The 16,127-nt window shown below is 65.6% G+C and carries 17 protein-coding genes and 1 tRNA gene; 10 read left to right on the plus strand and 8 right to left on the minus strand.

What is annotated here, in order from left to right; translation table 11 throughout:
• Positions 1–18: 18 nt before the first annotated feature.
• A complete protein-coding gene (locus ACXJ16_RS14535; RefSeq protein ID WP_324697086.1) occupies positions 19–810 on the minus strand; it encodes an IclR family transcriptional regulator in 792 nt (263 codons plus the stop codon).
• 129 nt (positions 811–939) lie between these two features.
• On the opposite strand from ACXJ16_RS14535, the gene ACXJ16_RS14540 reads away from it, so the two are divergent.
• From ACXJ16_RS14540 to ACXJ16_RS14565, 6 genes are all read left to right on the plus strand, one after another.
• The gene (locus ACXJ16_RS14540) at positions 940–2,517 is read left to right on the plus strand and encodes an acetate--CoA ligase (RefSeq protein WP_324697084.1); all 1,578 of its coding nucleotides are present in this window, start codon (positions 940–942) and stop codon (positions 2,515–2,517) included.
• Between the two features lie 31 nt (positions 2,518–2,548).
• Positions 2,549–3,685, plus strand: a complete 1,137-nt coding sequence (locus ACXJ16_RS14545; protein WP_132388156.1) for an FAS1-like dehydratase domain-containing protein — start codon at positions 2,549–2,551, stop codon at positions 3,683–3,685.
• A 109-nt stretch (positions 3,686–3,794) separates the two neighbouring features.
• Entirely contained in the window at positions 3,795–4,817 is a 1,023-nt protein-coding gene (locus ACXJ16_RS14550) for an alpha/beta hydrolase (protein WP_324697080.1), read from the plus strand.
• Positions 4,814–6,034 (plus strand): CaiB/BaiF CoA transferase family protein, encoded by a 1,221-nt coding sequence (locus tag ACXJ16_RS14555; RefSeq protein ID WP_185998508.1) that lies wholly within the window; start codon positions 4,814–4,816, stop codon positions 6,032–6,034. The genes ACXJ16_RS14550 and ACXJ16_RS14555 overlap by 4 nt, the downstream gene beginning before the upstream one ends.
• 50 nt (positions 6,035–6,084) lie before the next feature.
• Positions 6,085–7,008, plus strand: coding sequence for an SDR family NAD(P)-dependent oxidoreductase (locus ACXJ16_RS14560; protein ID WP_185998509.1), 924 nt, complete (start codon positions 6,085–6,087; stop codon positions 7,006–7,008).
• Between the two features lie 42 nt (positions 7,009–7,050).
• Positions 7,051–7,353 carry an excalibur calcium-binding domain-containing protein gene (locus ACXJ16_RS14565; RefSeq protein ID WP_324697077.1) on the plus strand — a complete coding sequence of 101 codons (303 nt, stop codon included), beginning with the start codon at positions 7,051–7,053 and terminating at the stop codon, positions 7,351–7,353.
• 8 nt (positions 7,354–7,361) lie between these two features.
• Here ACXJ16_RS14565 and ACXJ16_RS14570 read toward each other — a convergent pair.
• From ACXJ16_RS14570 to dcd, 4 genes are all read right to left on the minus strand, one after another.
• Positions 7,362–7,437 (minus strand) — tRNA-Val (locus ACXJ16_RS14570).
• 55 nt (positions 7,438–7,492) lie between these two features.
• Positions 7,493–8,002: a nuclear transport factor 2 family protein gene (locus tag ACXJ16_RS14575; protein WP_054438190.1), complete on the minus strand. Its 510-nt coding sequence runs from the start codon at positions 8,000–8,002 to the stop codon at positions 7,493–7,495.
• Between the two features lie 70 nt (positions 8,003–8,072).
• Positions 8,073–8,654 carry a DoxX family protein gene (locus ACXJ16_RS14580; protein ID WP_054438188.1) on the minus strand — a complete coding sequence of 194 codons (582 nt, stop codon included), beginning with the start codon at positions 8,652–8,654 and terminating at the stop codon, positions 8,073–8,075.
• 73 nt (positions 8,655–8,727) lie between these two features.
• A complete protein-coding gene (gene dcd, locus ACXJ16_RS14585; RefSeq protein WP_054438186.1) occupies positions 8,728–9,282 on the minus strand; it encodes a dCTP deaminase in 555 nt (184 codons plus the stop codon).
• A gap of 119 nt (positions 9,283–9,401) precedes the next feature.
• Here dcd and wecB point away from each other — a divergent pair, with 119 nt between their 5' ends.
• Both wecB and wecC read left to right on the plus strand, forming a co-directional pair.
• A complete protein-coding gene (gene wecB, locus ACXJ16_RS14590) occupies positions 9,402–10,541 on the plus strand; it encodes a non-hydrolyzing UDP-N-acetylglucosamine 2-epimerase (protein WP_324697074.1) in 1,140 nt (379 codons plus the stop codon).
• Positions 10,519–11,820: a UDP-N-acetyl-D-mannosamine dehydrogenase gene (gene wecC / locus ACXJ16_RS14595; RefSeq protein WP_324697072.1), complete on the plus strand. Its 1,302-nt coding sequence runs from the start codon at positions 10,519–10,521 to the stop codon at positions 11,818–11,820. The genes wecB and wecC overlap by 23 nt, the downstream gene beginning before the upstream one ends.
• 94 nt (positions 11,821–11,914) lie before the next feature.
• On the opposite strand, the gene ACXJ16_RS14600 is transcribed toward wecC, so the two are convergent.
• From ACXJ16_RS14600 to ACXJ16_RS14610, 3 genes are all read right to left on the minus strand, one after another.
• Positions 11,915–12,145 carry a hypothetical protein gene (locus tag ACXJ16_RS14600; RefSeq protein ID WP_132468691.1) on the minus strand — a complete coding sequence of 77 codons (231 nt, stop codon included), beginning with the start codon at positions 12,143–12,145 and terminating at the stop codon, positions 11,915–11,917.
• Between the two features lie 283 nt (positions 12,146–12,428).
• Positions 12,429–13,808, minus strand: a complete 1,380-nt coding sequence (locus ACXJ16_RS14605) for an L-serine ammonia-lyase (protein ID WP_324697068.1) — start codon at positions 13,806–13,808, stop codon at positions 12,429–12,431.
• A 167-nt stretch (positions 13,809–13,975) separates the two neighbouring features.
• Positions 13,976–14,392, minus strand: coding sequence for a secondary thiamine-phosphate synthase enzyme YjbQ (locus tag ACXJ16_RS14610; RefSeq protein ID WP_324697066.1), 417 nt, complete (start codon positions 14,390–14,392; stop codon positions 13,976–13,978).
• Between the two features lie 443 nt (positions 14,393–14,835).
• Between ACXJ16_RS14610 and accD the strand changes: the two genes are divergently transcribed.
• Both accD and accB read left to right on the plus strand, forming a co-directional pair.
• Positions 14,836–15,684 (plus strand): acetyl-CoA carboxylase, carboxyltransferase subunit beta, encoded by an 849-nt coding sequence (accD, locus tag ACXJ16_RS14615; RefSeq protein WP_463920878.1) that lies wholly within the window; start codon positions 14,836–14,838, stop codon positions 15,682–15,684.
• Positions 15,681–16,127, plus strand: a complete 447-nt coding sequence (gene accB / locus ACXJ16_RS14620; protein ID WP_054438177.1) for an acetyl-CoA carboxylase biotin carboxyl carrier protein — start codon at positions 15,681–15,683, stop codon at positions 16,125–16,127. Before accD ends, accB begins: the two co-directional genes overlap by 4 nt.

Here is a 16,127-nt window from a genome sequence, read left to right on the forward strand (position 1 = left end):
CGTCCCTTTGGACTTCCCCTAGCCCGCCAGATGCTCGCTGAGGGACCGCGCCGCGCCGACCAGCGCCTGCTTCACCCGGTCCATCTCCCCGCGCAAGGTCGCGCCGATGCCGATGGCGACCAGCGCGTGGGAGGGGGCGCCGCTGCCGCGACCGCCTTTCCACACCGGCGCCGCGATCACGGTGACCCCGGCGATATAGTGGCCGTCGTCCACGGCGATCCCGGTCAGCTTCGCTTCGGCGACTTGTGCGCACCATTCCTGCCATGACGGCGCCTCGTCCCAGCGCAGCGCTTCGAACCGGGGGCGCAGCGCTTCGAGGTCCGGCGCCCCGAAGGCGGCGATGCAGCGGCCGGTGGCGGAGACAAGCGCGGGGAAGCGGCTGCCGACCTGGGTCGAGAGTTGGAAAGCCTCGCCCGATTGCGCCATCGCGGTGACGATGATGTGGTCGAGCCCGAAGATCTGCACACCCAATGTGGTCAGTCCGAACTCGCGCGAGATACGGTCGAGCGGGGACTGCGCGAGGTCGTTGAACTGGTCCCGTTTCAGCCAGGCGCGGGCGAGGGTGAGGACCCCGGCATCGAGAGCGTAGCGCTTGGTGTCCGGGTCGAAAGCGACCAGTTCCTCGGCCACAAGCGCCCGTAAAACATAGAGACAGGTGCTGGGCACGAGCCCCAGTTCACGCGCCACGGCCTGTACCCCCATGGGCGATCCACGTTTCCCGAGCAGGCGCAGCACGGCTGCCGCCCGGGCGATGGCGGGAGCCTTGCTGGCGCGCACGGCGTCTTCGAGAGGATCTGTGGGGCTAGCCATTCAATATATAGAATAACATTCAATATTTACAAAACAAGCCTGCTTCATCACATTTGCTGAACACAAGAACAAACGGTCGGCGCCGAATCGCGAGAAGCGAATCGTGCTGGCGCGGAAGCGGGATGAGCGATGGTGAAGTTGACCGACCTTTCGAGCTATGCCGATGCGCAGGCGCACGCCTCTTCGGCCGCGCTGTGGGACCTGTTCGACGGCGACCGCGAGGTGCTGAACATCGCGCATGAGTGCATCACCCGCCATGCCGATGGTTCGGGACGGCCGGCGGTGCGGATTGCCCACGCAGATGGCCGCGATGAAATCCTCAGCTTCGATCTGATTGCCGCTGGTGCCGCGCGGTTCGCGCACTGGCTCGATGCCGAGGGCGTGCAGCCGGGTGAGCGGATCGCCTTCATGCTGGAACCCTCGCTGCCGTTCTACGTCTGCCTGTTCGGGGCGATGCAGACCGGGGCGATCTCGGTGCCGCTGTTCACGCTGTTTGGTCCCGACGCGCTCAAGCTGCGGATCGACGACTGCAAGCCATCGATCCTCATCACCAATGCCGAAAAGGCGGAGCTCGCACGCGGGGCGGTGACGGCGGAAAACGGGCTGCGCGTGATCGTCGCGGACGATGGCCTGCTGGACGAGATCGCGAAGTATCCGGCCACTTATGAACCTAAGACCAGGGCGGGCGACCTGGCGGTGTTCCAGTACACCAGCGGCACCACGCGCGAACTGCCGGAGGCGGTGAAGCACACGCACAAGGCATTGGTTACGCTGATGTTCGCGGCGCTCTACGGCACCGGGATAAGGCCGGGCGATGAGTTTTTCTGTCCGTCCTCGCCCGCATGGGGGCACGGTCTGTGGCACGGCACGCTGGCGCCGCTCGGTCTTGGCGTCACCACCGGCACTTTCGCCGGACGCTTCGATCCGGTGCGGCTGATGAAGGCGCTGGACGATTACGGCATCACCAACATGTCGGCCGCGGCTACGCACTACCGGATGATGAAAAACAGCGGCGCGGCGGGGGACTTCAAGTTCCACTTCCGCAAGCTGTCCTACACCGGGGAGCCGATCGACCCGGCGACTCTGGAATTCATCGACGGAGCCTTCAAGGTTCCGGTTTGCTCGATGTACGGCACGACCGAAATCGGCGTCGTGCTGGTGAACTATCCCGGCGCACCGGACTTCACGGTGAAGCCGGGATCGCTGGGCAAGGCGGTTCCGGGCCAGAAGCTGGAAGTGCAGCGCCCTGACGGTACGCCCACCGCGCCCGGCGAGATCGGCGAACTGATGCTCTGGCGCGGCGGTGCCTGGATGACCACCAAGGACCGCGCGAAGATCGATGAGGACGGCTATTTCTACCACTGCGGCCGCGCCGACGACGTGATCATCTCGGCCGGCTGGACGATGTCCGCCGTCGAGATCGAGAACACCATGCTGCGGCATGAGAACGTGCTCGAATGCGGCGTGATCGGCGTGCCGGACGAGAAGCGCGGGCAAGTGGTGAAGGCTTTCGTCGTGGCGAACCGCGCCGGAGACGATGCCTTCGTAAAGGAGCTTCAGGACTTCACCCGCCAGAAGCTCGCCCAGCATGAATTCCCGCGCATCGTGGAGTTCGTGGACGAGCTTCCCAAGAACCCGGCCGGCAAGGTCCACCGCAAGATGCTGCGCGATCGCGAAGCGGCGAAGGCCGCCGAAGCGGTCGGCTGAACCCAATCCGAAAACTCAGGAGAGTACCGAAATGGCAACCACAGCAGAGTCCAAGTTCCCCAAGATCACCGAGGCCGGCCTCGACGATCTGCGCGCCCGCATCGGCGTGAAGATCGAGAACACCGTCGAGCCGTGGAACTACGAAGCCACCCGTGACGCGATCCGCCACTATGCCCACGGCATCGGCGACGACAATCCGCTGTGGTGCGATCCGGAATATGCGAAGAACACGAAGTACGGCTCGATCGTCGCGCTGCCTTCGTTCCTCTTCACCACCAGCCGCATCGTCTCGGGCTACTGCGGCGGTCTTTCGGGCGTGCACGCCATGTGGGCGGGTGCGGACTGGACCTGGCAGAAGCCGGTGCTGCGCAACGACACCATCACCACGGTGGCCTATCTCAAGGATCTGGTCGAGCATCAGACCAAGTTCGCCGGTCGCTCGTTCCAGCAGATCTACCACGTCGACTTCTTCAACCAGCACGGCGAGCAGGTTGCCGGCGCCGACAGCTGGGTGTTCCGTACCGACCGTGACGAGGCCCGCGAGCGCGGCACCAAGTACACCGAAGCGCGCGGCCGCGTTGAGCCCTTCACCCAGGAACAGCTCGACGAATTCTACGACATCTACGACCAGGAAGAGATCCGCGGCGCCACCCCGCGCTACTTCGAGGACGTGAACGTCGGCGACAAGCTGCCGCCGATGATGAAGGGCCCGATGACCGTCACCGGCTTCATCTGCTACGCGCAAGGCTGGGGCGGCCTCTACATCCGCGCCAACAAGCTGGCCTACAAGATGCAGAAGGCCCACCCGGGTCTGGGCATCCGCAACCGCTTCAACGTGCCGGACTGCCCCGAGCGCGTGCACTGGGACGAAGCTTTTGCTCTCGAAGTGGGCGCGCCGGGCGCTTACGACTACGGTCCGGAGCGTTGCTCGTGGCTGACGCACCACATGACCAACTGGATCGGCGACGACGGCTTCCTTACCAAGTCGGACTGCCAGATCCGCCGCCACAACCCGGACGGTGATGCCATCATCATCACCGGCGAAGTGACGCGCAAGTTCGAGGAAGGCGGCAAGAAGTTCGTCGAAGTGTCGCAGAAGGCGACCACCCATCGCGGCGAACTCTCGGCCTTCGGCACCGCCGTTGCGGAACTGCCCAGCAAGGGCTGATCGCAAGAGGCATTGCCGCCGATAGCGGCATGGCGATTTCGGCCCGGACCTTTGCAGAAGGTTCGGGCCGTGTCGTATGAGTGGCCGTGAGAAAACGGGAGAGCAGGCAGTGGGACAGGATGCAGCAGCGCCGCAGTTCGAGGCCAATGGCAATGTGCGGGTTCCGGCCTTCACCTTGCCCGTTTCCAGCCTGCTGAGCGAGGAAGCCGCAGCCTTCCAGCGCATGCGTGCCACCACCCCCGCTTTCGATGCCGCCGGTGAGAACGAAGCGGACATCGCCGCCCGGCGTGAACAGATCAATGCCTATGCCGCGCAGGGCGTCGCCCGCCTGCGCGACAATTTCGCGGTAGAGATCGTCCCCAGGACCATCGGCGGCGTGGAGGTGCTCGACGTGACCCCGGCCGACGGCAGCCACGATCCCGAGCGCGTGCTGATAAACCTGCACGGCGGAGCCTTCACCGTCGGGTGGGACGGGATCGCGCTTCTCGAGGCGATCCCCATTGCCGCGCTTGGCAGATATCGCGTCGTGAGCGTCAACTATCGCATGGCGCCCGAGCATCGCCATCCGGCAGGCGTGGAAGATGTCGCGGCGGTCTATGCCGCGCTGCTGGCGGACTATGCCCCCGGCCGGATCGGCATCTATGGCGGTTCCGCAGGCGGCGCACTGACGGCGCAGGCCGCCGCTTGGCTGCCGGCGCATGGACTGCCGCAAGCGGGCGCGGTGGGCATCTTCGGCGCGGGCGGAGTGCCGTTCGGAACCGGAGAGTCTGCCTATGTCGCAGGCTATATCGACGCATCTTTCCCGCCGCCACCCGCTGACGGCAGCACGCCCATGGATATCACGCGCGGCTATTTCGACGGCTGCGATCCGCGCGATCCCAGCGCCTGGCCGGGCTATCACCTGGACGTGCTGGCGACCTTTCCGCCCACGCTCATCATCACCGGCACCCGCGCGATGGACCTCAGCCCGGCGATCTTCACAAATTCGCAGTTGCTCAAGGCCGGCATCCGTTCGACGCTGATCGTCGGCGAGGGCATGGGCCACTGCTACCACTACGGCCTCCACATGCCCGAGGGGCGCGATGCCGTGGCGGCTATCCTCTCCTTCTTTCGCGAGAACCTGTCCCGATGAATGCAGACGAACCGGTAAACCGGGCTTGGGCCGGGCCGCTCGCCGGTGTGCGCGTGATCGACTTTACCCGCGTGCTGGCAGGCCCCGCCGCCAGCCTCGCGCTGGCCGATATGGGCGCTGAGGTGTTCAAGATCGAGCCGCCCGGCACCGGTGACGAAACCCGCTCCTTCCCGCCGCTTCGCGATGGGGAGAGCCACTATTACCTCGCGGTCAATCGCGGCAAGCAGTCCATCGTCGTCGATCTCAAGACGGAGGAAGGGCTGGCTCTCGTTCGCGATCTGGCGGCCAAGTGCGACGTGCTGGTGGAGAACTATCGGCCGGGTGTGATGGAGCGGCTGGGGCTCGGCTACGATACGATGAAGGCCATCAACCCGCGCCTGATCTACTGTTCGATCTCGGGCTATGGCCAGACCGGGCCGCTCAAGGACCGGCCCAGTTTCGACATCGTGCTGCAGGCCATGTCCGGCGCGCTCTCGATGAACGGAGAGCCTGACGGATTGCCGACCAAGCTGGGCATTCCGCTGGGCGATCTGGTTGGCGGGATCAACGGGCCGATCGGCATCCTCTCGGCGCTCTACGAACGCGAGCGGACCGGGGTGGGACGGCATATCGACGTCAGCCTGATGGACGGGCTGATCGGGATGCTGGGCTATATCGCGCAGCTTGCCTTCTTCAACGGCACGGACCCGAGCCGGGTGGGGTCGCAGCATCCCAATCTCGTGCCTTACGGGATTTTCCCGGCGCGGGAGGGCTCGATCGTGGTCGCCTGCCTCACGCCGGGCTTCTGGAGCCGTATCTGCCGCTCGATCGACCGGCCCGAACTTACCGAAGACCCGCGCTACGACACCCTGGAGAAGCGCCGCGATGCGCGGACCGAGGTGAACGCCATCGTCAGCGCCTTTACCGAGCGGCACAGCGTGGACGAACTCGTGGCGATATTCACCGCGCATGAAGTGCCGCATGCCCCGATCCTCGGCGTTTCGGAAGCGCTGGCGCAGCCGCAGGCGGTGGAGCGCGAGATGGTGGTGGAAACGCAGCACAGCACGCTGGGGCCGATCCCCATCGTCAATCGCCCGATCCGCTTCACCGACGCGCCCCAGCCCGTGCCCAGCGCGCCGCCGGTATTGGGCGAGCACACCGATGCGATCCTTGGCAACGTGCTCGATCTTTCGCCGGAGCGAATTGCGCAGCTGCGGAACGCTGGAGTGGTTGCCTGAGCCCCCACATCGGGCAAGGCTGGCGGGACAAGACTTGAGAGGATTTCCAGATGGCAGACCTGCGCTTTGACAATAGAGTCGCCGTGATCACCGGCGGCGGGCGCGGGCTTGGCCGGGCTCATGCCCTGTTGCTGGCCAGCCGGGGCTGCAAGCTGGTGATCAACGATCCTGGCGTCTCGATGGCGGGCGATGCCACCGAGGAAGGTCCGGCGGAAGCGCTTGCCGCTGAAATCCGCGCGGCCGGCGGAGAGGCGGTGGCCAATACGGACAGCGTCGCCACGCCTGAAGGCGGAAAAGCCATCATCGGGGCGGCGCTCGATGCCTTCGGGCGGATCGATATCCTGATCCACTCGGCCGGCAACGTCCGGCGGGGCAGCCTTTCCGAGCTTTCCTACGAGGATTTCACCAGCGTCCTCGATGTTCATCTGAAGGGCGCCTACCACGTCGTGCGTGAGGCTTTCCCGCACATGATGGCGCAGGGCTATGGCCGCATCGTGCTGACCAGCTCGATCAACGGGCTCTACGGCAAGTCCGACAATGTGACTTACGCGATGTGCAAGGCGGGCTTCATGGGCCTGTCCAACACCGCCGCGATCGAGGGGCAGCACGCCGATGTGAAATCCAACCTGATCGTTCCTGCCGCCGTCACCCGCATGTCGGAAGGGATCGACACCAGCCAGTTCCCGCCGATGGAGCCGGAACAGGTGGCGCCGATGGTCGGCTATCTCTGTCACGAAAGCTGCGAGGCCACCGGCGAAATGTTCGTGGCGATGGGCGGCCGCCTGGCGCGCGCGCGCATCACCGAGAACGAGGGGGCGTTCCGCCAGGACTGGTCGCTGGAGCAGGTTTCCGCAGATATCGACGTTATCCGGCAGGGCGGCGAGACGCTGGCGTTTCCGCCGGTGCCCGATGGGCAGCTCGAACACCTTCTCTATGGTTTCGGCGTGATTCGCGGGGCGACCACGGCCGCCTGACAATTATCTGCATTTCAAGGATTTAATGCTAGCGCATTCAGGATGCGCTTTCTCATTTGCCTGACATTCACCCTGATGTCCTTGCCCGGCGTGGTTTCGGCCCATCCGGGCGGCGTGAATGCGGCCGGTTGTCATAGCAACCGCAAGACGGGGGATTATCATTGCCACGGCAGCAGGGCCGCGCCCGCGCCCGCGCCTGTCAGGCCGCAGCGGTCCTCGGGCGGAGCGGGCTATTATCCCAATTGCGCCAGCGCGCGGGCAGCGGGCGCCGCTCCGCTGCGCCGTGGTGACGCGGGATACCGTCCGGGGCTGGACCGGGACGGCGATGGAATCGCCTGCGAATAGGAGGGAAATGGTGGGCGGTGAGGGGCTCGAACCCCCGACCCTCTCGGTGTAAACGAGATGCTCTACCAACTGAGCTAACCGCCCGGAGCACTTCGTGAAGTGCTTGGTGGACGCCGCTTTACGACAATTTTCGGCCGGGTCAACCGGGTGAAGCGTGGTTTGTGCCGTTTCCTTTCGCCTCGCGCGAAAGGGGGATCGCCGTGCGGAACAGGCTGTTCTCCGCTTCCCAGTCCATCCGCACGCGGCGATGGGCGATAAGCCAGCGGCCATCCGCCTCTTTGCGCAGCCGGTCCAGGTAGATTCCGGCGTGGTCGGGGCCGATGTTCGTCCAGGCCTGCCAGTAAGTGCGCGCCGCCGCGTTTCCATCGCCGGTGATCTCGATCTGCGAGGTCGTGAGGTGATGACGCACGAAGGTGGCGGCGTGGACCGGGGTGCCGGTGGCGGCGCTGTCCAGCCAGCCCTGCTGCCAGGCGCGGATTTGCGAATGGCCTTCGAAGCGGAACGCGCGGTCTGCCGGAACGTGCTCGCTTTCCAGGATGGCGTCGGCGGTGAAGCAGGCGGCGAAGTCATCGATCTTCAGGCGATCGCCGGCCATGGTGTAGCGGGCGATCACGTCACGGATCGCCTCGCGCGCGAGCATGTCTTCCATTGTCAATTCCGCCCTCCCGCAGTGTGCTCCTACAAGGAGTCACGAATGCAGGAAGGCGGGTCAAGCGCAACTACCAGTCGAACCAGCGGCGACGGCGGACTTCGGGAACGCCGTCATGGTTGTAGTCGGTAATGACAGTGCGCGGTGCGGCCTCGACATAACCGGGGGCCACATGGCCGTCGGTCATGGCTTCGGCCCGTGCCTCGGCCCGCGCGGCGCGCAGTTCGGCATCGCGGATACGTTCCTCGGCATCGCGCGCGGCCAGTTCTCCCCGGCGCTCGCGGGTAATGGCGTAGTAGTGGTTCCACATCTGGCTGTGCGCGAAGGCCAGGCACAGGCCGCCGATGATCGCGACGTTCTTTAGCGCCATGATCTGCTGCATCGGGTCGGTGAAGCGGTTGTGGAAGAACAGGATCGTCGCCGCGGTAAACAGCGCCAGCAGCACCGCGACCAGCCGCACCATGAAGCCGGCGGCGAGGCAGAGGCCGGCGATCAGTTCGAACAGGCCGGTGGGAATCGCGAGGCCGGCAGGCAGGCCGGTGGCGACGATCATGGTTTCGGTAGAAGCGACGTCCATCAGCTTGGAGGCGCCGGAAATCACGAAGATCAGGGCGATCAGGAATCGCCCGATTATGGCTGCGATCTTGGACATGTCTTCTCTCCCGACATGGCATTCATGCCCGGAGAAGCGGATATGGCGGCGGATTGTTCCCTGGGCCTTGAACCTAGAGCCGGGGCAGGGTCACGCCGCGCTGGCCCATGTATTTGCCGGCCCGGTCGGCGTAGCTCGTCTCGCAGGGTTCGTTGCCCTTGAGGAAGAGGAACTGGCAGGCGCCCTCGTTCGCGTAGATCTTGGCGGGCAGCGGCGTGGTGTTCGAGAATTCCAGCGTGACGTGCCCTTCCCAGCCCGGCTCCAGCGGGGTGACGTTCACGATGATTCCGCAGCGGGCATAAGTGCTCTTGCCGAGGCAGATCACCAGCACGTCGCGCGGCACGCGGAAATATTCGACCGTGCGGGCCAGTGCGAACGAGTTCGGCGGAATCACGCAGACGTCGGTATGCCGGTCCACGAAGGAATTGCTGGCGAAGTCCTTGGGATCGACCACCGCCGAATCGACATTGGTGAAGATCTTGAACTCCGGCGCGACGCGGGCGTCGTAGCCGTAGGACGAAAGGCCGTAGGAGATGCATCCATCGCGGCGCTGGGCCTCGACGAAAGGCTCGATCATTCCGTTTTCGAGCGCCTGCTCGCGGATCCACTTGTCGCTCAGGATAGACATGGGACAAGTCTTTCCCGATGCGGGCAAGCGCGACAAGTCCCCGGGAAATCTTGTCCACGAATGCGGCGGGGACTCTCTTTTAACCGCAACATTAACCACTCGCTGCTATGCCCGCCGCCATGACCGCTCAGACCCGCATCCTCGTCGTCTTCGGCACGCGCCCAGAGGCGATCAAGCTGTTCCCCGTGATCCATGCGCTCAAGGCCGATCCGCGCTTCGAATGCGTGGTCTGCGTTTCGGCGCAGCACCGCCAGATGCTGGACCAGGTCCTGGAGATCGCCAGGATCGTGCCCGATCACGATCTCGACGTGATGCAGCCCGACCAGACGCTCGACTCGCTCACCGCGAACCTGCTGACCGGGCTGGGCAAGGTGATGGACGCGGTGCGGCCGGACCGGGTGATCGTGCAGGGCGACACCGCCACCGCCATGGCGGGTGCGCTGGCGGCCTATTACCGCAAGTTGCCGGTCGATCATGTCGAGGCGGGTCTGCGCTCGGGCAATATCCACCATCCCTGGCCGGAGGAGGTGAACCGCAAGATCATCGGCGCCATGGCCAGCCTGCACTTCGCGCCGACCGAGACCTCGCAAGCCGCGCTGCTTCGGGAGAATGTCGATCCCGCCCGCGTCCACGTTACCGGGAATACCGTGATCGACGCGCTGCACTGGGTCACGGCGCAGATCGGGCGCGATCCTTCGCTGGCGGCGGGCCTGGCCGACCTTGAGGCACGCTTTGCGGGCAAGCGGATCGTCGGCGTCACCAGCCACCGGCGCGAGAACTTCGGCGAGGGCATGGAGCAGATCGCGCGCGCGGTGCGCACGATCGCGGAGCGGCCCGACACGGCGGTGATCTTCCCCGTCCACCTCAATCCCAATGTGCGCACGGTCATGAACGAGCGCCTCTCCGGGCTGGACAACGTGGCCCTGATCGAGCCGCTGGACTATCCGCACTTCGCGCGGCTGCTGGCGATTGCCGAAATCATGCTGACCGATTCGGGCGGCGTGCAGGAAGAGGCCCCCGCGCTCGGCAAGCCGGTGCTGGTCATGCGCGAGACCACCGAGCGGCCCGAGGGGGTCGCCGCGGGGACGGCGAAACTCGTCGGAACTTCGGCCGAGACGATCGTTACCGAAATATCAACCTTGCTGGACGATAAACAGGCATACGAGACCATGGCGCGCGCCCACAATCCGTTCGGGGACGGGCAGACCTCGCGCCGAATCGTGGAGCTGCTCGCGCATGAAATCGGATTCGAAGCCTGACGTCTGTGTTGTCGGTCTCGGCTATATCGGACTTCCCACCGCCGCCGTGATCGCCCGGGCCGGGTGCAGGGTGCTCGGCCTCGACGTCTCGCAGGATGTCGTGGACACCATCAACCGGGGCGAGATCCATATCGAGGAAGTCGACCTTGACGGATTGGTGCAGGGTGTCGTTTCGCGCGGGCTGCTTTCGGCTTCGACCGTGATCGCGCCGGCGGATGTCTTCGTGATCGCGGTTCCCACGCCGTTCGACAAGAATCACGCGCCGGATATCTCCTATGTGCTGGCGGCGGGCCGCTCTGTCGCCGCCGTGCTCAAGGCGGGCGACGTGGTGATCCTCGAATCCACTTCGCCGGTGGGGACGACCGAGCAGCTTCGCGACCTGATCGCCGAACTGCGCCCGGACCTGAAGATCCCCGGCCTGACCCGCGATACGCCGGACGTTTCGATCGCCTATTGTCCCGAGCGCGTGCTGCCCGGCCGCATCCTTGAGGAACTGACCAACAACGATCGCTCGATCGGCGGCATCACCCCGCGCTGCGCGCGCAAGGCGCTGGCCTTCTACAAGCGCTTCGTGCGCGGCGAATGCGTGACCACCGATGCCCGCGCGGCCGAGATGACCAAGCTGGTCGAGAATGCCTATCGCGATGTGAACATCGCTTTCGCCAACGAGCTGTCCATGGTGGCGGACCGCATGGGGCTGGACGTGTGGGAAGTGATCCGCCTCGCCAACCGTCACCCGCGCGTCAATATCCTGACGCCCGGCCCCGGCGTGGGCGGGCACTGCATCGCCGTCGATCCCTGGTTCATCGTTCACGGCGCGCCGGAGGAAACCCCGCTGATCCGCACCGCGCGCGGTGTCAACGATCACAAGATGAGCCATGTCATCGCCAAGGCCGAGGCTCTGGTGGAAGCCAACCCGGAGGCGAAAGTCGCCTGCCTCGGGCTCGCCTTCAAGGCCAATATCGACGATTTCCGTGAAAGCCCGGCGCGCTTCGTCACCAGCCGGCTCGCCCGCAAGTTCGGCAGCCGCATCCATGTGGTGGAGCCCTATGCGGCGCAGCTGCCGATCGAATTCACCGATACCGGGGCCGTGCAGATCGATATCGACGATGCGCTGGAGACTTGCGAGATCCTGATCGTACTGGTCGATCACGACGTGTTCCGCGTGGTTCCGCTGGCGGAGCGTTCGGAAAAGCTGGTCTACGATACCCGCGGCATCTGGCCCGACCAGCCCCGTGTCGTGCGCGAGGACGAGGCCCGGATGGCGCTCGCGGGCTAAGACTGGTGGCTAGGAAACCGGGGCAGGCCGGGAACAGCCGGCTCTCGGAACTTCTCCCAGCCTGGGCCCCCGCCGGAACGGGGGCCGGAAAGCCTTACTTGCAGACCTTCACCTTCTTGCCATGCTGCATGACGTAGCGGCAGGTGACCTTCTTGTGCGTGGTCTTCTTGACCGTGGTCTGGCGCGTGGTGGTCTTCTTCACGACCGCCGCCTTCGTGGGATGCGCGCTGGGGTGGGGAGCCGGCTGCTGCGCCATGGCGCCCGAGGCGGGGATGAGGGCGCCGAGTGCGAGGGCGGCGAGGAGGGTGGTGCCGGTCTTCTTCATTGTTCCTGTCCTTTGAAATTCGACATTCAGGCGGCCTTGCGGCCACAGCGTCGCACCCGCTGCATGTCGATCAAAGCACCGGCCCGGCTGAAGTTGCCGTGAACGTGGTAAAACAGGCTGTGAAAAAAGGTGCGGACCGCATGAAACGCGGCCGGATTGCGGGGAAGCGGCGGAGCGCCCCGCATCGACGTTCCGTCCGCCCCAGCGACGGCTTTTCGGTGCAACCGAAAACCTGAGGGGAAGGCCTGAAGGGAAGGCCTGAGGGGAAGGGGCGTGCTCGCCCTCAGCATGCCACCACGTTGATGGCGAGGCCGCCCTGGCTGGTTTCCTTGTACTTGCTGGACATGTCGAGCCCGGTCTGGCGCATCGTCTCGATCACCTGGTCGAGCGAGACGCGCGGGGTCTCACCCGCGTGGAGCGCCAGCTTGGCGGCATTGACGGCTTTGACCGAGGCGATGGCGTTGCGCTCGATGCAGGGGATCTGCACGAGGCCGCCCACCGGATCGCAGGTGAGCCCGAGGTTGTGTTCCATGCCGATCTCGGCGGCGGCGCAGACCTGCTCCGGCGTGCCGCCCCAGACCGCCGCGAGCCCTGCCGCCGCCATCGAGCAGGCTACGCCCACTTCGCCCTGGCAGCCCATTTCCGCGCCCGAGATCGAGGCGCGCTGCTTGTAGAGCAGGCCGATCCCGGCTGCAGTCAGCAGGTAGCGCCGGGCCTTGGCGGGAACCGCCTTGCGCCCCTCGCTGCAATACTGGCGCAGCAGCGAGGGCACGATCCCCGCCGCCCCGTTGGTGGGGGCGGTGACGACGCGGCCGCCGCTGGCGTTCTCCTCGTTCACCGCCATGGCATAGAGGTTGAGCCAGTCCATCAGGGTCTCGGCCTGGTTGTCCTGCGGGCGCGAGATCAGGTTCTGGTGAATCGCGCGGGCGCGGCGGCGGACCTTGAGCGCGCCGGGCAGCAGCCCCTCGCGTTCGAGGCCGCTGTCGATGCACTGGTTCATGGCTTCCGCGATCGCGTCCAGCCCGGCCAGCGTTTCGTCCTCCGGCCGGCGCGCCGCCTCGTTGGCGAGCATGACCGAGGCGATGTCGAGCCCGCTGGTGGCACAGACTTCCAGGAGCTGCGCGCCTGAACCGAACGGGTAGGCAACCGGCGGGCCGTGAGTCACCTGGTCGTCCGGTGCGGGCTGTTCGAGCTGGTGGCGGCTGGAGAAGAAGCCGCCGCCGGTCGAGAAATACTCATTCCGGGCGATTTCGCCGCCCGCCGCGTCGAAGGCGGTCACGACCATGCCGTTGGGATGGAGATCGGGAATGTGGTCGAAGTCCAGCACGAGATCGGTCGCGGGATCGAAGGCGACTTCGCGGCGGCCGAGCAGGGCGATCCGGCCGGTCGCGCGGACTTGGGCGGCGGCCTCGTGCGCTTCGGCCGGATCGGCGGTTTCCGGCTGGAATCCGATCAGGCCCATGAGGCAGGCGTCCGGCGTGCCGTGGCCTTCGCCGGTCAGCGCGAGCGAGCCTTGCAGTTCCACCCTTATGCGGGCGATCGATTCGAACTGCCCGGCTTCCTCCAGCGTCTGGAGGAAACGCGCGGCGATGCGCATCGGGCCGACAGTGTGCGAACTGGAAGGGCCCAGGCCGATGCGGAACAGGTCGAGCGCCGAGATCAAAGGACGGACTCGCGCTCGCTGGCGGGGAAGGGCACGGCATACTCTCCGATTACAACAAGGCAGCGTGGATAGGCATCGCGTGGGCGGATGCAATGGTCCAATTCAGCCGGGCCAGATAAAGCGCCGGCGATTGCGGCAGGTGTGGGAGAATCGCCGCAGGTTCGGCGTCAGGTCCCGATCACATGGAGCGCAACCTGCCGCCGGTGCGGGGCGCGGCGATGCTCGGCAAGGTAGATGCCTTGCCAGGTGCCCAGCGCTAGGCGTCCGCCGATAACCGGGATCGAGAGGTTCACGCCGGTCAGCGTTGCCTTGAGATGGGCGGGCATGTCGTCAGGGCCTTCGTCGTCATGGGCGTAGTGGCGGCCTTCCGGCGCCATGCGGTCCAGCCAGTCGACGATGTCGCCCCTCACTTCGCGCGCGGCGTTCTCCTGGATCAGCAGCGAGGCGGATGTGTGGCGGCAGAGCAGGGTGAGCAGGCCCTCTCCGATGCCGGTCTCGCGGTGCCAGTCGGCAATCGTGCGGGTGATATCGCAAAGCCCGCGGCCGGGGGTGTCGAAGGAGAGGATCGTGGTGGCCTGTTTCATGTTCTACCCCTTCTGAACCCCTCCAGGCCCACCTTCAACCGCGCTCCGAAAGATCCGAAGCGTGCTCCAAAGGCCACGAATTCCGCCTTGACGTAATGGTAAAGGGGTGAAAAAAGCCTGTTTTCGCCGCTTCCACTCATCTTTTGCGGGGGTGCCGATTAACCTGTCGGATTCGCGGATTTCTGCGCCTTTCAGGCTCCTCGTGCACCGCCGCGGGGCACTTTTTGCGCATGCCGGAGTGTACTGGCGATTGATCTACCCATATCTGCCGCGTATTGCCGCGCTCGGCGGCGGGCCCGACAGGCCAGCGCGGAGCACGTCGCACACAGAGATCGTTCGGTCGCAAGGGGCGCTGGAAAACAAGCCCTCGATACTGCGCCCGGTCGATCCAGCATGCGAGCCCGGACTCACCGGGCCGCACGAGTTTCACGCAAGGGTTCGTCATGAGTTGGCTTAGCAAGGTACGCAATTCCCTCGGGAGCCTGAAGAAGCGGGACACGCCCGACAACCTGTGGACCAAGTGTCCCGGTTGCGGCGAGATGCTCTTCACCAAGGAGTTCGAGGACAATCTGTCGGTCTGCCCGCGCTGCCAGTACCACGGCCGCATCGGTGCGCAGACGCGCTTGGACCAGTTGCTCGACGCCGGTTATTCCGTCCTGCCTGCCGCGAAGGTTCCGGAAAATCCGCTGAACTTCCGCGACAGCAAGAAGTATTCCGACCGCATCCGCGCCGCGCGCGCCGCCAATCCCTTCCCCGATGCGCTGACCAATGCGCTCGGCGCGATCGAGGGGCAGAAGGTGGTGCTCGGCGTCCAGGACTTTGCCTTCATGGGCGGGTCAATGGGCATGGCGGTGGGTGAGGCTTTCGTCGAGGCCGTCGAACGGGCCATCGCCGAGGATTGCGCCTACGTGATCTGCACTGCCGCCGGCGGCGCCCGCATGCAGGAGGGTATCCTCTCGCTCATGCAGATGCCCAAGGCGACCGTGGCGATCCGCCGCCTCGCACGGGCGGGTCTTCCCTATATCGTCGTCCTGACCGATCCCACCACCGGCGGTGTTACCGCCAGCTACGCGATGCTGGGCGATATCCAGATCGCCGAGCCGGGCGCGCTCATCGGCTTCGCCGGCCAGCGCGTGATCCAGGACACCATCCGCGAAAAACTCCCCGACGGCTTCCAGCGCGCCGAGTACCTCCATGCCCACGGCATGGTGGACATGGTGGTCCACCGCCAGGACCTCAAAGGCACGCTGGCCTCGCTGCTCGGTTATCTTGAACGAAAGGAAGTTGCGTGAACATCGACAGCGCGCTGGTACGCGAGCTCGCCGAGCTCCTCGCTGAAACCGGCCTGACCGAAATCGAGGTTGAGGACGGCGAACGCAAGATCAAGGTCGTGCGTCAGGTTGCACAGCAGATCGTTGCTGCCGCGGCCCCGGCACTGCCGCAGGTCGCCGCTCCGGCTGCAGCCGCCGCTCCGGCAGCCGAGGCTGCGCCTGCCGCCCCGGTTGACGCCGTGAAGTCGCCGATGGTTGGCACCGTCTATCTCGCGCCCGAACCCAGCGCGGCGAACTTCATCAGCGTTGGCCAGCAGGTCAAGGCTGGCGACGTTCTGCTCATCGTCGAGGCCATGAAGGTCATGAACCAGATCAACGCCCCCAAGAGCGGCACGATCCAGGCCATCCTCGTCGACAACCAGCAGCCGGTCGAATTCGACCAGCCGCTCGTCGTTATCGCCTGA

Source organism: Novosphingobium sp. TK71 (assembly GCF_055361505.1).

Coding starts and splice junctions, on each gene's coding strand:
- ACXJ16_RS14560 (WP_185998509.1), top strand. CDS start 6,085: ATGGCAGACCTGCGCTTTGACAATAGAGTCGCCGTGATCACCGGCGGC.
- accD (WP_463920878.1), top strand. CDS start 14,836: ATGAGTTGGCTTAGCAAGGTACGCAATTCCCTCGGGAGCCTGAAGAAG.
- ACXJ16_RS14565 (WP_324697077.1), top strand. CDS start 7,051: ATGCGCTTTCTCATTTGCCTGACATTCACCCTGATGTCCTTGCCCGGC.
- ACXJ16_RS14580 (WP_054438188.1), bottom strand. CDS start 8,654: ATGTCCAAGATCGCAGCCATAATCGGGCGATTCCTGATCGCCCTGATC.
- ACXJ16_RS14535 (WP_324697086.1), bottom strand. CDS start 810: ATGGCTAGCCCCACAGATCCTCTCGAAGACGCCGTGCGCGCCAGCAAG.
- ACXJ16_RS14610 (WP_324697066.1), bottom strand. CDS start 14,392: ATGAAACAGGCCACCACGATCCTCTCCTTCGACACCCCCGGCCGCGGG.
- ACXJ16_RS14545 (WP_132388156.1), top strand. CDS start 2,549: ATGGCAACCACAGCAGAGTCCAAGTTCCCCAAGATCACCGAGGCCGGC.
- ACXJ16_RS14540 (WP_324697084.1), top strand. CDS start 940: ATGGTGAAGTTGACCGACCTTTCGAGCTATGCCGATGCGCAGGCGCAC.
- ACXJ16_RS14555 (WP_185998508.1), top strand. CDS start 4,814: ATGAATGCAGACGAACCGGTAAACCGGGCTTGGGCCGGGCCGCTCGCC.
- wecB (WP_324697074.1), top strand. CDS start 9,402: ATGACCGCTCAGACCCGCATCCTCGTCGTCTTCGGCACGCGCCCAGAG.
- wecC (WP_324697072.1), top strand. CDS start 10,519: ATGAAATCGGATTCGAAGCCTGACGTCTGTGTTGTCGGTCTCGGCTAT.
- dcd (WP_054438186.1), bottom strand. CDS start 9,282: ATGTCTATCCTGAGCGACAAGTGGATCCGCGAGCAGGCGCTCGAAAAC.
- ACXJ16_RS14600 (WP_132468691.1), bottom strand. CDS start 12,145: ATGAAGAAGACCGGCACCACCCTCCTCGCCGCCCTCGCACTCGGCGCC.
- ACXJ16_RS14575 (WP_054438190.1), bottom strand. CDS start 8,002: ATGGAAGACATGCTCGCGCGCGAGGCGATCCGTGACGTGATCGCCCGC.